Below are 12724 nucleotides of genomic sequence, written 5' to 3' on the forward strand. Positions count from 1 at the left end.
GGTCGCATCCGGGTGCGGGTGCGGGGATGTCGGGCGGGGGCGGTACGTCCGCCCCACGGGAAGCCGGGGGAAGCCGGCCGCCGCATCCCGGCGCGGCGGGACGTCAGCCCGGGCCCTCCGCATACGGGCGGGCCAGGCGGCGCGGGGGTGACGTCCTGTCCCGGACGCGCCGGCGGGCACCGCACACCGGATCGGTCGCGTAGGTCACCTCGGCCGGGAAGTCGTCGGCCCTGACCCGCTCGGCCGGTGGACCGTCGAGGCGCCTGCCGCAGTGCGGACAGTGGTCCGGCGTGCGCATCGGTTACATGCCCATCACTCGACTCCCCCTGCCTCGACGCCTGTCCGCACCTGGAGAGCGGCCCTCTCGGCGGCCGCCCAGCCGCTCACCGCGGCGGCGTCGGTGTCGCACGCCAGGACGTGCCACGCGTCCGGAGCCCAGGCGAAGACCGCGTCCTGTCCGAAGCGGCGGCCCAGGTCGCGCGCGGCGGTGTCGCTCAGACCGGCGATGGCGAGGCTCTCCTCGCGGTGTGTCCCGGACACGTCGCCGCCCACCGCGGGCCACCAGGTGAGACCACGGCCGCGGACCTCGGCGCGCAGCAGGCGGTGGGCGCCGGCGTTGGCCTCGGGGGACGCGTCACGGCCGAGGGGGTTCCACGCGGTGATCACATGGATGGTGGCGCCGCCGGCCGGTTCGGGGAAGGAGCCCCCGGCCGTGCCCGGGGGGCGCGGTTCGACGCGAACGATCCGGTCCCGGAACCGGATGTCGACGACCGCGGTCCGGTACAGGTCCCAGTTGCGGGGCGTGACGGCTGTTTCGCTGGGGTGCACAAGGCCTCCTCGGAACGAAGACCCCCTTACGGACCGTGCAGGGAGATCGGTGCTCGCCCCGGCCGGGATCGACCGGAGCCGCCAGGCCGCAAGATTTCATGATCGCGACCTTGGCGGCAAGGGTTTGTGAAGATCTCGCGGAAGACCGGTGCGGGTGTTGGCTTCCGGCTCGGTCATGTGATCAGGCGTCAACCCTGTTCCGCTGGACGGCATCACACCCGGGTGCGGGACGCCCCTGGTGGCGGCCGGCCCGCGCGACGTGCGCGGGAAGCGCAGATCACCAGGGCGCGGCAGCGCGTCACCGGGGTCATCGGACTCCGGAAGGCGGCTGACATGCCCGTATCCCCGATACCGAGGCGGGCCGCGAGGACCTCCCGTTCGAGCGGCAGGACGTGGTGCCCCCGGACGACGAGGACGAGACGGACGAGGCCGATGACACGGACTCGGGCTCCGGCGGCTGTGACGGCATGCCCGGCATCGGACGGCACGCCCACGCCGTGGCCGCCGAAGCGGGCCGCAAGCCCGGAAAAGCCCCCGGCCCCGGAAACCGGGACCAGGGGCTCCGCCCCTCGCGGGTCCGTGGGAGCCGGTGGGTCAGTCCGCCAGCGCGTCCAGCGCTCCGAGGCCGGCCATCAGCCCCAGCCGGTCGTACTGCCACCAGCCCTCGGCGATCTTTCCGTCCTCCCCGCACCGGAAGACGGTCGTGCCGGTCATGGAGACCTGCTTCCCGGAGGCCGGGATCCCCATGAAGTCGCCGGTGTGCGTGCCGTTCCAGGTCCACCGGGTGCAGACACGGTCGCCTTCCGTCATCTGGTCCTCGACGGTGAACGCGAAGTCGAAGGCGCCGCGCCACATGGCCATCTCGCGGCGCATCGCGTCGAGCCCGATGGTGTCCTGCTCGTTGGCGGGATCGTGGTCGTGATAGCTCTCCGCCATCAGGTCGTTGAACGGCGCCAGCTCACCCGGGGCGGCGATCGTCTCGAAGAACCTCCGGATGTTCGCCGCGTGGAGCTGGTCCTCTCGTACCACCTCGAGATCCGTGAACGTGGGCATCTCGTCGCAGAGAGCCACCATCTCCTGGAAGATCTGCTCGGTCTCCGGAAGGCTCGAGTTCCGCATCGCCTCTTCGTACGACGGGAACTCCACCATCTCCACGAAGTGGTTCTTGTCGGAGCGGTCCATGCCGATGACGCTGTGCGTCGCGGTCCTTCGCCCCTTGGTCTTCTCGACCCATGTGTCCATCAGCTGGTTCATCTCGTCGAACCGACTGGTCCTGCAGTCGATCAGCTGTACGAAAGTCATGGCGTCGCCTCCGGCCACTGGTCCGGTCGCATCACCTCCAATCGTCCCACCGGAGAGGCGACACCACCCACCGCACGACCCGCGCGAATGCCCTGACGTGCGCGTACCCGACGCGTGAGTACCTGAGGGGAGCCGCGCGGATCCCTGCCGGGGGCCGCGCGAGCACCGCCGTCCGACCCGCGCGAACGCTCCTACTGGGGGCCGTACTTCCGTCCGGTCTTCGACGTGATGCCGCCCAGCAGGGCGCGCGGAGTCACCTTCACCACGCCCATCAGCACCTTGTAGCGGGGGTCCGGAACGGACAGGGTCCGGCCGCGTGCCAGATCGGCGAGCGCGGTCGCGACCAGCTTGTCGGCGTCGAGCCACATCCAGTTCGGGATGTTGTCCGTGCCCATGCCGGCCCGCTCGTGGAACTCGGTGCGCACGAAACCGGGAGCCAGCGCCATCAGCCGGACGCCGGTGCCCGCCAGATCCTTCGCCGCGCCCTGCGTGAACTGCACGACCCAGGCCTTCGACGCCCCGTACGTGCCCCGCGGCACGAACGCGGCCACCGACGCGACGTTGACGACGCCGCCCCGGCCGCGCTCCCGCATGGCCTCCGCCGCCGCCGAGGTCAGCCGGAGCACGGCCTCGCAGTGCACCTTGAGCATCATCAGCTCGTCCGCCATCGACACGTCCAGATAGCGGCCCTTGTTGCCGAAGCCGGCGTTGTTCACCAGCAGATCGACCGGGTTCCTGCGGTCGGAGAGCCGGGCGGCCACCGCTTCGATGCCCGCGTCCGTCGACAGGTCCGCCGTGAGCACCTCCGCCTCGATGCCGTGCCGGTCGTGCAGCTCGGTCGCCTGCTCCCGCAGACGCTTCGTGTCCCGCGCCACCAGCACGAGGTTGTGCCCGTCCGCCGCCAGCCGCCGCGCGAAGGCGGCACCGATCCCCGCGGTCGATCCCGTAATCAGAGCCGTAGTCATGGCGCAAGGTTAGTGACCGGCTCGAGCCCCCGCCGCCCGGCGCCGGACCGGACCGGACCGCGTCCGGGAGTTCTCGGCACCCCGTCAGGCCGGGCCGGGGGCGACCTCTATCCGCCGTACTTCGCCACGTACTCCCGAGCCGCCGCCAGCGATTCGGGATGCAGCGCGTCGCCCGCCGCCAGCAGTCTCGGCAGCGACCGCCGTTCGGTCGTCGAGGCGCGGAACTGCACGGCGACGGTGACGTCGTGGCCGGGCCGGTGCACGATCTCCACCGGGTCCCCGGAATGGATCTCACCGGGCTCGATCACCCGCAGGTAAGCGCCGGGCGCGCCCCGCTCCGTGAACCGCTTCACCCAGCCCCTCTCGCCGAGATGTCCCTGGAAGGTACGGCAGGGGATGCGCCCGCAGGTGACCTCCAGGACGACCTCGGCACCGATCCGCCAGCGCTCGCCGATCAGCGCGCCGGACACGTCGAGCCCGAGCGTCGTCAGGTTCTCGCCGAACACGCCGTTCGGCAGGACCCGGCCCAGCTCGCGCTCCCAGTCGTCGAGGTCCTCGCGCGCGACCGCGTACACCGCCTGGTCGTCACCCCCGTGATGGCGCAGGTGGCAGATCGTGTCCCCGGCGAGCCCGCTCCCGCCGGTCCCCTTGGGTCCCGGTGCCGTCACGCGCACCGGCCCGTCGACCGGCCGCTTGTCGATACCGGTCACGCCCTCCGGCTGGTCCGTGTAGGCGACGGGCCGCGCCCGGCCGACGTTCAGCGACAGAAGCTTCATGGCACCAAGCTAGGCGATAGCGCCCAAAGCGTCGATGCGTTATTCGCCTCGGCATCCAAGACTCGCTTATGCTCGAAGGGTGATCGAGGCCCGTCATCTCCGAGTCCTGCGTGCCGTGGCCACCACCGGGTCCTTCTCGGCGGCGGGCCGCGAACTGGGCTGTACCCAGCCCGCCGTCAGCCAGCAGATGAAGGCCCTGGAGTCGTCCGTGGGCACCCCGCTGCTCGTCCGGACGGGACGCGAGATGCGCCTCACCCAGGCAGGTGAGGCTCTGGTCAAGCACGCGACGACCATCCTGGCCGGACTCACGGCGGCCGAGGAGGAGGTCGCCGCGATCGCCGGTCTGCGCGCGGGCCGCGTCCGGCTGGTGTCCTTCCCCAGCGGCAGCTCCACGCTCGTCCCCACGGCACTCGCCTCGCTGCGCGCCGCCCACCCCGGCACCCGCGTCTCCCTGGAGGAGGCCGAACCGCCCGAGTCCGTCGAGAAACTGCGGGCCGGCGACTGCGACATCGCGCTCGCGTTCCGGTACGAGGGCGCGCCCGGTGTGGAGGAGTGGGACGACCTCGTCGTACGGCCGTTGCTGATGGACCGTCTCGTCGGCCTGGTGCCCGAGGGGCACCGGCTGGCCGGAGCGGAGGCCGTGGCGATCGGCGAGTTCGCCGGTGAGGCCTGGATCGCCGGCTGCCCGCGCTGCCGCGGTCAGCTCGTCGAGGTCTGCCGCGTGGCCGGCTTCGAGCCGCGCATCGACTTCGCCACCGACGACTATCCGGCGGTGGTCGGGCTCGTGGGCGCGGGACTGGGTGTCGCCGTGCTGCCGGAACTCGCGATCGAGTCCGTACGTCCGAAGGGGGCGCGCACCGTGACGGTGGAGCCCGCCGTGCGCCGCGAGATCGTCGCTCTCACCCTCCCCGACCTCGCCGAGGTGCCGGCGGTGGCCGCGACACTGGACCGGCTGGCGCGGGCGGCGGCCCGCTAGACCCCTGTCTCCACGGGACACGTGCCTACGCGATGGGTCCGCCCCTGTCGCCGGCCCGCCGCCCCGCACGTGACCGTCCCGTCCGTGGCCGGCCGTCTCTCCCCTGGGCCGCTGTCCGTACGCGGCCGTCCCGATCCCGTACGCGGCCGTTCTCTACGCGGCCGTCCTCTACTGGGCCGTCCCGTAAGCGGTTCTGGGCTACTACCGCGAAGAAACGTTCCTTCAATTGTTCGAAGCGGGACCGCTTCCCGTGGCCGATGCCGAGACCAGCCGGTTGCGTGCCCGTCCCATGAGCTCTTCGCGCTCGTCCTCGGTCAGTCCGCCCCACACGCCGTACGGTTCGCGCACCGCCAGCGCGTGCGCCGCGCATTCCGCGCGTACCGGGCACCGCATGCAGACCTCTTTGGCCGAGTTCTCGCGAGCGCTCCGTGCCGCACCACGCTCGCCCTCCGGGTGAAAGAAGAGTGAGCTGTCGACCCCACGGCAGGCCGCGAGGAGCTGCCAGTCCCAGAGGTCCGCGTTCGGACCGGGAAGGCGGGAGAAATCTGCCATTGCGTGTCCCCTTGTTGCCGTTCTGGGCTGCTCTGTGCCCACCGACCGTACATCTACGATCTAAGGAGATGAAAATATGACTCATTGCGAATCTAGCCTCAGACACCAGCAAATGGGAAGAAAACAGGCTAAATGGGGCATCGGTTGTGATGAAACGTTGAGGGTCGGCGCGCATGTCTGCTTCGTGTCCGCGCCCTCACGTACAGTGCCGATGACGGCCGACTGCCCCGTAACTCTTTCGAGTGACCATCGTTGAGTTGGCTGAAGCGGTTGAAGGAACAAGCGCTCGGACAGACGGCCATATCCGTCGGCGAGTGTGGACCGCACAGGTGACGATTCGTAACAGCCTGGAGGCTCAAGGTGACGCGCATCAGCTGCGGAGGACGGTCATGACATCCGTCCTCGTCTGCGACGACTCCCCGCTTGCCCGAGAGGCGCTCCGCCGTGCGGTCGCGACCGTGCCCGGTGTCGAGCGCGTGACGACGGCGGCCAACGGCGAGGAAGTCCTCCGCCGCTGGGGAGCCGACCGTTCGGATTTGATTCTGATGGACGTACGCATGCCCGGATTGGGCGGCGTCGAGACGGTGAGGCGGCTGCTGTCCGCCGACCCCGGTGCGCGCATCATCATGCTCACCGTCGCCGAGGACCTGGACGGTGTGGCACTCGCCGTCGCCGCCGGCGCCCGAGGCTATCTGCACAAGGACGCCTCACGGGCGGAGCTGCGCGCCACCGTGACCCAGGCGCTCGCCGACCCCACCTGGCGGCTCGCGCCGCGCAGACTGCGTTCGGCGGAGATGGGCGCGGCGCCCACGCTCACCGCGCGTGAGATCCAGGTGCTCGAGGGGATGAGCCACGGCCGTTCGAACGCGGAGATCGGACGTGAGCTGTTCCTCTCGGAGGACACGGTCAAGACCCACGCCCGGCGGCTCTTCAAGAAGCTCGGCGCCTCGGACCGGGCGCACGCGGTCGCGCTCGGATTCCGGTGGGGTCTGGTCCGCTAGGTGAGCCGCCTCGCGGGTATGACGGAAGTAGTCCCTGCCCGCCGTACGGCGGGCAGGGCCGGGTCCTCGGAGAGTGCCTCTCCGGTGTCCGATCCCCGTTTCCCGGCGGATGCCGCATCCTTGAGGTGTGGAGTTCCTTGGGGACAAGTCGGTCGAGCGAAAGGGGAGGGCGCAGGAGATGAGTTCCGGCGCACCTGCTCATAACGCTTCGGTGCACAACTATGGACGCGGTGCCACGGACAGGAAGACGCCAAGGCACCATGGACCGATGCGTGAAGACGAGACGACGGGGATCGGTGCGCTCGTCCATCGCGCGGTCGACGGCGATCAGCAGGCCACCCACGACCTGCTCGCCCACGTACATCCGCTCGCGCTGCGTTACTGCCGGTCCCGGCTGTCCCGGCTTCCGGGCGACGCGCGGCACTTCGTGGAGGACCTGGCGCAGGAGGTCTGCGTCGGGGTGCTCCTCGCGCTGCCGCGCTACAAGGACACCGGGCGTCCCTTCGAGGCGTTCGTCTTCGCGATCGCCGCGCACAAGGTCGCCGACCTGCAGCGTGCCGCGATGCGTCATCCGGGGTCCACGGCCGTTCCCTCCGACGAGATGCCGGAGCGGCCCGACGACTCCCTCGGTCCGGAGGAGCGCGCGCTGCTCAGCAGCGACGCCGAATGGGCCAAGAAGCTCATGGCCAACCTCCCCGAGAACCAGCGCGAGCTGCTCCTTCTGCGCATCGCGGTGGGCCTCACGGCGGAGGAGACCGGTCAGATGCTGGGCATGTCACCGGGTGCCGTCCGGGTGGCCCAGCACCGGGCGCTGAGCCGGCTGCGGGCACTGGCGGAGCAGTAGGGATCCGGGTCCGGTCGCGGTGACGCCGCGACCGGGGCGGCACGTCCTGAGCGACCGCGCGGTCCCGCCGCGACCCACGGGGTCCCGGTGCGGACCCACGAGTCCGGGTGCTGGCACGTCCGCCGTGTCTCGTTGGGCAGGACACGTTCCGGTGATGCCGGTCACCGCGATCGACCGGCACCTCCGCGCGCCGGAGGCCTCCTCCGCAAATTGCAGGCAAAAGGTGGCGGACCCCGGCGCCGCCGAACCGTACGGCCAGGCCGCCTCCGGGCCGCTTCAGGGGCACGGGTCAGGGCGCCGGTCGGTGTCCGCCCGTCCGGGTCCGGGCCCGTCCGAGCGGGCGCGGAGCGCTTCTCCGGGCGCCGGCCTGAACGCGGACGACCGCCGTCCCGTACGAACATACGAAGCCGCAGACCATCCGCAACCGTGGAATGAGAGAGCCATGCTTCCCGTTAGCATGGACATCCGCACCGATCAAGGCCATTTGGGGAAGGTGTCATGACTGCCAACGTCGACGGAGTGCCCGCCAAATTCGCGACACTCGGGCTGACCTACGACGACGTGCTGCTGCTGCCGGGCTCGTCGGACATGGCGCCCGACCAGATCGACACCGCCTCGCACATCTCGAAGAACGTGCGGGTCAACATCCCGCTGCTCTCCGCCGCCATGGACAAGGTCACCGAATCGCGCATGGCGATCGCGATGGCCCGTCAGGGCGGCGTCGGTGTTCTGCACCGCAACCTGTCCATCGAGGACCAGGCCAACCAGGTCGACCTGGTGAAGCGTTCCGAGTCCGGCATGGTGACCGACCCGATCACCGTGCACCCGGACGCGACGCTCGGCGAGGCCGACGCGATCTGCGCCAAGTTCCGCATCTCCGGTGTGCCGGTCACCGACGGCGGCGGCAAGCTGCTCGGCATCGTCACCAACCGCGACATGGCGTTCGAGACGGACCGTTCGCGCCAGGTGCGCGAGGTCATGACGCCGATGCCGCTGGTCACCGGCAAGGTAGGCATCTCCGGCGCCGACGCGATGCAGCTGCTGCGCCGCCACAAGATCGAGAAGCTTCCGCTGGTGGACGACGCGGGCGTGCTCAAGGGCCTCATCACGGTCAAGGACTTCGTCAAGGCCGAGAAGTACCCGAACGCCGCCAAGGACTCCGAGGGACGCCTGCTGGTCGGCGCGGCCGTCGGCGTCGCCGGCGACGCCTTCGAGCGCGCCCAGGCGCTGATCGAGGCGGGCGTCGACTTCATCGTCGTCGACACCGCGCACGGCCACTCCCGCCTGGTCGGCGACATGGTCGCCAAGATCAAGTCGAACTCCTCCGGCGTGGACGTCATCGGCGGCAACATCGCCACCCGTGACGGCGCGCAGGCGCTCATCGACGCGGGCGTCGACGGCATCAAGGTCGGTGTCGGTCCCGGCTCCATCTGCACCACCCGCGTCGTCGCCGGCATCGGCGTACCGCAGGTGACGGCCATCTACGAAGCGTCGCTCGCCGCCAAGGCGGCCGGTGTCCCGGTCATCGGCGACGGCGGCCTCCAGTACTCCGGCGACATCGCGAAGGCCCTGGTCGCGGGCGCCGACACGGTGATGCTCGGCTCGCTGCTCGCGGGCTGCGAGGAGTCCCCGGGCGAGCTGCTGTTCATCAACGGCAAGCAGTTCAAGTCGTACCGCGGCATGGGCTCCCTGGGCGCCATGCAGTCCCGTGGCGAGCAGCGCTCCTTCTCCAAGGACCGCTACTTCCAGGAGGGTGTCGCCTCCGACGAGAAGCTCGTCCCCGAGGGCATCGAGGGCCAGGTGCCCTACCGCGGCCCGCTCTCCGCGGTCGTGCACCAGCTGGTCGGCGGTCTGCGCCAGTCGATGTTCTACGTCGGCGGCCGCACCGTGCCCGAGCTCCAGGACCGCGGCCGGTTCGTCCGGATCACCTCGGCGGGTCTCAAGGAGAGCCACCCGCACGACATCCAGATGACGGTCGAGGCGCCGAACTACAGCCGCCTCAAGTAGTCACCCGTACGGACAAGCGGTCACCCGTACACGTGAAAAGACGTCACACGCGTGCGTGAAGCAACCGACAAGGGCGGTCCCGGAGGTTCCGGGGCCGCCCTTGTCGTGGGCGTCGGGGATACTGGGAGGCGCAGAAACGAAGACGGAAAGGCCACAACGTGACTGAGATCGAGATCGGGCGCGGCAAGCGCGGCCGCCGGGCGTACGCCTTCGACGACATCGCCGTCGTCCCGAGCCGCCGTACGCGGGACCCGAAGGAGGTCTCGATCGCCTGGCAGATCGACGCGTACCGCTTCGAGCTGCCCTTCCTGGCCGCCCCGATGGACTCGGTCGTCTCCCCGGCCACCGCGATCCGTATCGGCGAGCTGGGCGGCCTGGGCGTCCTGAACCTGGAAGGGCTCTGGACGCGGTACGACGACCCGCAGCCGCTGCTCGACGAGATCGCCGGGCTGGACCCGGAGACCGCGACCCGCCGCCTCCAGGAGATCTACGCGGCTCCCATCAAGGAGGAGCTGATCGGGCAGCGCATCAAGGAGGTGCGCGACGCCGGCGTCGTCACCGCCGCCGCCCTGTCCCCGCAGCGCACGGCACAGTTCTCCAAGGCCGTCGTCGACGCGGGCGTGGACATCTTCGTCATCCGCGGTACGACGGTCTCGGCCGAGCACGTCTCCGGTGCCGCCGAGCCGCTGAACCTGAAGCAGTTCATCTACGAACTGGACGTCCCGGTGATCGTCGGCGGCTGCGCCACGTACACCGCGGCCCTGCACCTGATGCGCACCGGCGCCGCCGGTGTCCTCGTCGGTTTCGGCGGCGGCGCCGCGCACACCACGCGCAACGTGCTGGGCATCCAGGTCCCGATGGCCACCGCGGTCGCGGACGTCGCCGCGGCCCGCCGCGACTACATGGACGAGTCCGGCGGCCGGTACGTGCACGTCATCGCCGACGGCGGTGTCGGCTGGTCCGGCGACCTCCCGAAGGCGATCGCCTGCGGCGCGGACTCCGTGATGATGGGCTCCCCGCTCGCGCGCGCCACCGACGCGCCCGGCCGTGGCAACCACTGGGGCATGGAGGCGGTGAACGAGGAGCTGCCGCGCGGCAAGAAGGTCGACCTCGGCACCGTCGGCACCATCGAGGAGATCCTCACCGGCCCGTCGCACATCCCGGACGGCTCGATGAACATCTTCGGTGCCCTCCGCCGCGCGATGGCCACCACCGGCTACAGCGAGCTCAAGGAGTTCCAGCGCGTCGAGGTGACGGTCGCGGACGCGCAGCACAAGCGCTGACCCGCAGGTCTGTACGGCCGAAGGGCCCGCCCACCACTCGGTGGGCGGGCCCTTCGGCCGTTGGCCCGTTCCGTCAGCGCGTGGCCGTGCGCGCGCACTGGAAGGCCATGTACGCCGCGAACCCGAAGAAGACGAAGGTACTCAGGCGGGCATCGGCCTTCCAGGCCGCCTGAGCCACGTCGATGTGGTCGAAGAAGACCTCGTCGAAGCCGACGCCGACCTCCTTGGCGATGAGCATGGCCTTGCCGGCCAGCTGGCCGAGGTAGGTCGCCGCGACGGCGACGATGACGCTGACGACCGGCAGGGTCTCGCTGCGGCCGCCGACGCGGCCCGTGGCGATGCCTACAAGGATGCCGACCCCGATCGCGGCGTAGACGAACTCGTGTTTGGTCAGGCCGATGACGATGGCGTACAGGACGGCGGAGACCAGGCCGGCACCTACGGCGGCGGCGAGACCGAGCGCGAAGTCGCCGCGCGCCGGGGCGGCCGGGGCGACGGGCGCGCCCCGGAAGCCCGCCCGGGGCGCGCTCTGAGCGAAGGCCCGCCGGGGTATGGGCGGCCGGTCGCTGGGCGCCGGGGCGTCGGGCGCGGCCAGGGTGTCGTCGACCGGTGGACCGGACGGCGGCGTCGACTGACTCATGTGGTTCCCCCCAGGGACGCGGGCGCACCCGTGGAGCGCGCGTGAACTGTCGCGTACGGCTGAGGGCACCTGGGAAAGGGGCGCACACGCGTACGAGAGTTGCCGCACACTAGCAGGCCGGATTGCCCGTCCGGGAGGGGGTTTCGCCAGGTCAGAGCCGGTGTGCCGCCCCGGTCGGGGTCGCTCCCCTGGTGTCCAGGAGGAGTTGGGCCTTCACGGACAGTCCTTGCAGGTCGTACGTGCGGTGCTGCTGGAGCAGGATCGTCAGGTCGGCGTGGGCCGCGGCCTCGTAGAGGGAGTCCGCCCGCGGCACGGGCCGTCCGAGGACGCTCCAGGCGGGGACGTACGGGTCGTGATAGCTGACGGACGCGCCGAGTTCCATCAGGCGTACGGCGATCTCGTGGGCGGGGGCGCCCTGTTGGTCGGCGATGTCCGCCTTGTAGGTGACGCCGAGGAGGAGCACGCGCGCGGCGCGGGCGGACTTGCCGTGCTCGTTGAGCAGTGTGGCTGCGCGCTGGATGACGTACTGGGGCATGTGGTTGTTGACCTGCCGGGCCAGTTCGACCATCCGCAGGGGGCGCCCCGAGCCGCCGAGGTCCTGGGCGATCGCGGGGCCGCCCACTCCCGGTCCGGGCCGGAACGACTCGAAACCGAACGGCTTGGTCTCCGCGCAGCGGATGACGTCCCAGAGATCCACGCCCAGGTCGTCGCAGAGCACGGCCATCTCGTTGACGAGTGCGATGTTGACGTGCCGGAAGTTGGTCTCCAGGACCTGCACGGTCTCCGCCTCGCGGGGCCCGCGCGCGCGGACGACCTTGTCGGTGAGCCGCCCGTAGAAGGCGGCGGCCGACTCGGTGCACGCGGGGGTCAGGCCGCCGATGACCTTCGGCGTGTTCGCGGGGGTGAAGTCACGGTTGCCCGGGTCGACCCGGCTGGGCGAATAGGCGAGGTGGAAGTCGCGTCCGGCGCGCAGTCCGGAGCCCTGTTCGAGGAGCGGTCGCAGGAATCCCTCGGTGGTGCCGGGGTGCACGGCGGACTCCAGGATCACCGTGGTGTGCGGGCGCAGCCGCGCCGCCAGGGTGCGGGCGGCCGCCTCGACCTGGCCGAGGTCCAGGGTGCCGTCCGCGCCCCGCGGGGTCGGGGCGCAGATGACGGCGGTGCGTACCCGGCCCAGCTCGACCGGGTTGGTGGTCGGCCGGAAGCCCCCCGCGAGCATCCGGCGCAGTTCCGCGGGGGTGAGGGAGCCGCCTTCCGGCCCTGTTTTGTAGCCGAGGGTGGAGATACCGGCGGCGACGGCGGCCTGGGCCAGGGGCAGGCCGAGATGACCGAGTCCGATGACGGCGAGGTCTGCGGGCATGGAGTGGGCCGTCCTTCCCAGTAACCGAAGCGGGACAGGTGCGCAAGCCCTGTGGACAGGACGGGCGAGAGCAATGTCAGACTAGGAGTAAATATGACCGATTTGCTGGATTGTCGATCAAGAATCCTTGCGCGTCGCCGAGAGTTGTCCACAGGCCGTGGGCGGACGGTGGCCGATGAGGGGCAAGGCGGTC

The 12724-nt window shown here is 70.7% G+C and carries 12 protein-coding genes and 1 riboswitch; of the genes, 5 read left to right on the forward strand and 7 right to left on the reverse strand.

What is annotated here, in order from left to right; translation table 11 throughout:
• Positions 1–312: 312 nt before the first annotated feature.
• The 4 genes from ACFYW7_RS31415 to ACFYW7_RS31430 form a co-directional block, all read right to left on the reverse strand.
• Complete coding sequence (locus ACFYW7_RS31415) at positions 313–828, reverse strand: DUF3293 domain-containing protein (RefSeq protein WP_389508525.1); 516 nt, start codon at positions 826–828, stop codon at positions 313–315.
• 171 nt (positions 829–999) lie between these two features.
• Positions 1000–1107, forward strand: a riboswitch (SAM riboswitch).
• A 315-nt stretch (positions 1108–1422) separates the two neighbouring features.
• Positions 1423–2130, reverse strand: a complete 708-nt coding sequence (locus ACFYW7_RS31420; RefSeq protein WP_389508527.1) for an ester cyclase — start codon at positions 2128–2130, stop codon at positions 1423–1425.
• 191 nt (positions 2131–2321) lie between these two features.
• Positions 2322–3095: an SDR family NAD(P)-dependent oxidoreductase gene (locus ACFYW7_RS31425; protein WP_389508529.1), complete on the reverse strand. Its 774-nt coding sequence runs from the start codon at positions 3093–3095 to the stop codon at positions 2322–2324.
• 107 nt (positions 3096–3202) lie between these two features.
• Complete coding sequence (locus ACFYW7_RS31430; protein WP_389508532.1) at positions 3203–3871, reverse strand: MOSC domain-containing protein; 669 nt, start codon at positions 3869–3871, stop codon at positions 3203–3205.
• 79 nt (positions 3872–3950) lie between these two features.
• Between ACFYW7_RS31430 and ACFYW7_RS31435 the strand changes: the two genes are divergently transcribed.
• Entirely contained in the window at positions 3951–4847 is an 897-nt protein-coding gene (locus ACFYW7_RS31435) for a LysR family transcriptional regulator (RefSeq protein ID WP_389508534.1), read from the forward strand.
• 222 nt (positions 4848–5069) lie between these two features.
• On the opposite strand, the gene ACFYW7_RS31440 is transcribed toward ACFYW7_RS31435, so the two are convergent.
• Positions 5070–5399, reverse strand: coding sequence for a WhiB family transcriptional regulator (locus ACFYW7_RS31440; protein ID WP_389508536.1), 330 nt, complete (start codon positions 5397–5399; stop codon positions 5070–5072).
• Between the two features lie 389 nt (positions 5400–5788).
• On the opposite strand from ACFYW7_RS31440, the gene ACFYW7_RS31445 reads away from it, so the two are divergent.
• The 4 genes from ACFYW7_RS31445 (at position 5789) to ACFYW7_RS31460 (ending at position 10534) form a co-directional block, all read left to right on the forward strand.
• A complete protein-coding gene (locus tag ACFYW7_RS31445) occupies positions 5789–6400 on the forward strand; it encodes a response regulator transcription factor (protein WP_003948568.1) in 612 nt (203 codons plus the stop codon).
• Positions 6401–6668: 268 nt separating this feature from the next.
• Positions 6669–7244 carry a sigma-70 family RNA polymerase sigma factor gene (locus tag ACFYW7_RS31450; protein WP_389508538.1) on the forward strand — a complete coding sequence of 192 codons (576 nt, stop codon included), beginning with the start codon at positions 6669–6671 and terminating at the stop codon, positions 7242–7244.
• Between the two features lie 498 nt (positions 7245–7742).
• Positions 7743–9251, forward strand: a complete 1509-nt coding sequence (gene guaB, locus ACFYW7_RS31455; protein WP_389508540.1) for an IMP dehydrogenase — start codon at positions 7743–7745, stop codon at positions 9249–9251.
• A gap of 158 nt (positions 9252–9409) precedes the next feature.
• Positions 9410–10534: a GuaB3 family IMP dehydrogenase-related protein gene (locus ACFYW7_RS31460; protein ID WP_389508542.1), complete on the forward strand. Its 1125-nt coding sequence runs from the start codon at positions 9410–9412 to the stop codon at positions 10532–10534.
• 73 nt (positions 10535–10607) lie between these two features.
• On the opposite strand, the gene ACFYW7_RS31465 is transcribed toward ACFYW7_RS31460, so the two are convergent.
• Positions 10608–11174 (reverse strand): hypothetical protein, encoded by a 567-nt coding sequence (locus ACFYW7_RS31465; protein WP_389508544.1) that lies wholly within the window; start codon positions 11172–11174, stop codon positions 10608–10610.
• 151 nt (positions 11175–11325) lie between these two features.
• Positions 11326–12531, reverse strand: a complete 1206-nt coding sequence (locus ACFYW7_RS31470) for a nucleotide sugar dehydrogenase (RefSeq protein ID WP_389508546.1) — start codon at positions 12529–12531, stop codon at positions 11326–11328.
• Positions 12532–12724: the final 193 nt, after the last annotated feature.

It is taken from the genome of Streptomyces sp. NPDC002580 (assembly GCF_042889485.1).
Taxonomy (GTDB): domain Bacteria; phylum Actinomycetota; class Actinomycetes; order Streptomycetales; family Streptomycetaceae; genus Streptomyces.

Excerpts from the sequence above, each read along its gene's own strand:
- ACFYW7_RS31445 (WP_003948568.1), top strand. The coding sequence starts at position 5,789 with ATGACATCCGTCCTCGTCTGCGACGACTCCCCGCTTGCCCGAGAGGCG.
- ACFYW7_RS31450 (WP_389508538.1), top strand. The coding sequence starts at position 6,669 with ATGCGTGAAGACGAGACGACGGGGATCGGTGCGCTCGTCCATCGCGCG.
- ACFYW7_RS31420 (WP_389508527.1), bottom strand. The coding sequence starts at position 2,130 with ATGACTTTCGTACAGCTGATCGACTGCAGGACCAGTCGGTTCGACGAG.
- ACFYW7_RS31465 (WP_389508544.1), bottom strand. The coding sequence starts at position 11,174 with ATGAGTCAGTCGACGCCGCCGTCCGGTCCACCGGTCGACGACACCCTG.
- ACFYW7_RS31425 (WP_389508529.1), bottom strand. The coding sequence starts at position 3,095 with ATGACTACGGCTCTGATTACGGGATCGACCGCGGGGATCGGTGCCGCC.
- guaB (WP_389508540.1), top strand. The coding sequence starts at position 7,743 with ATGACTGCCAACGTCGACGGAGTGCCCGCCAAATTCGCGACACTCGGG.
- ACFYW7_RS31430 (WP_389508532.1), bottom strand. The coding sequence starts at position 3,871 with ATGAAGCTTCTGTCGCTGAACGTCGGCCGGGCGCGGCCCGTCGCCTAC.
- ACFYW7_RS31470 (WP_389508546.1), bottom strand. The coding sequence starts at position 12,531 with ATGCCCGCAGACCTCGCCGTCATCGGACTCGGTCATCTCGGCCTGCCC.
- ACFYW7_RS31440 (WP_389508536.1), bottom strand. The coding sequence starts at position 5,399 with ATGGCAGATTTCTCCCGCCTTCCCGGTCCGAACGCGGACCTCTGGGAC.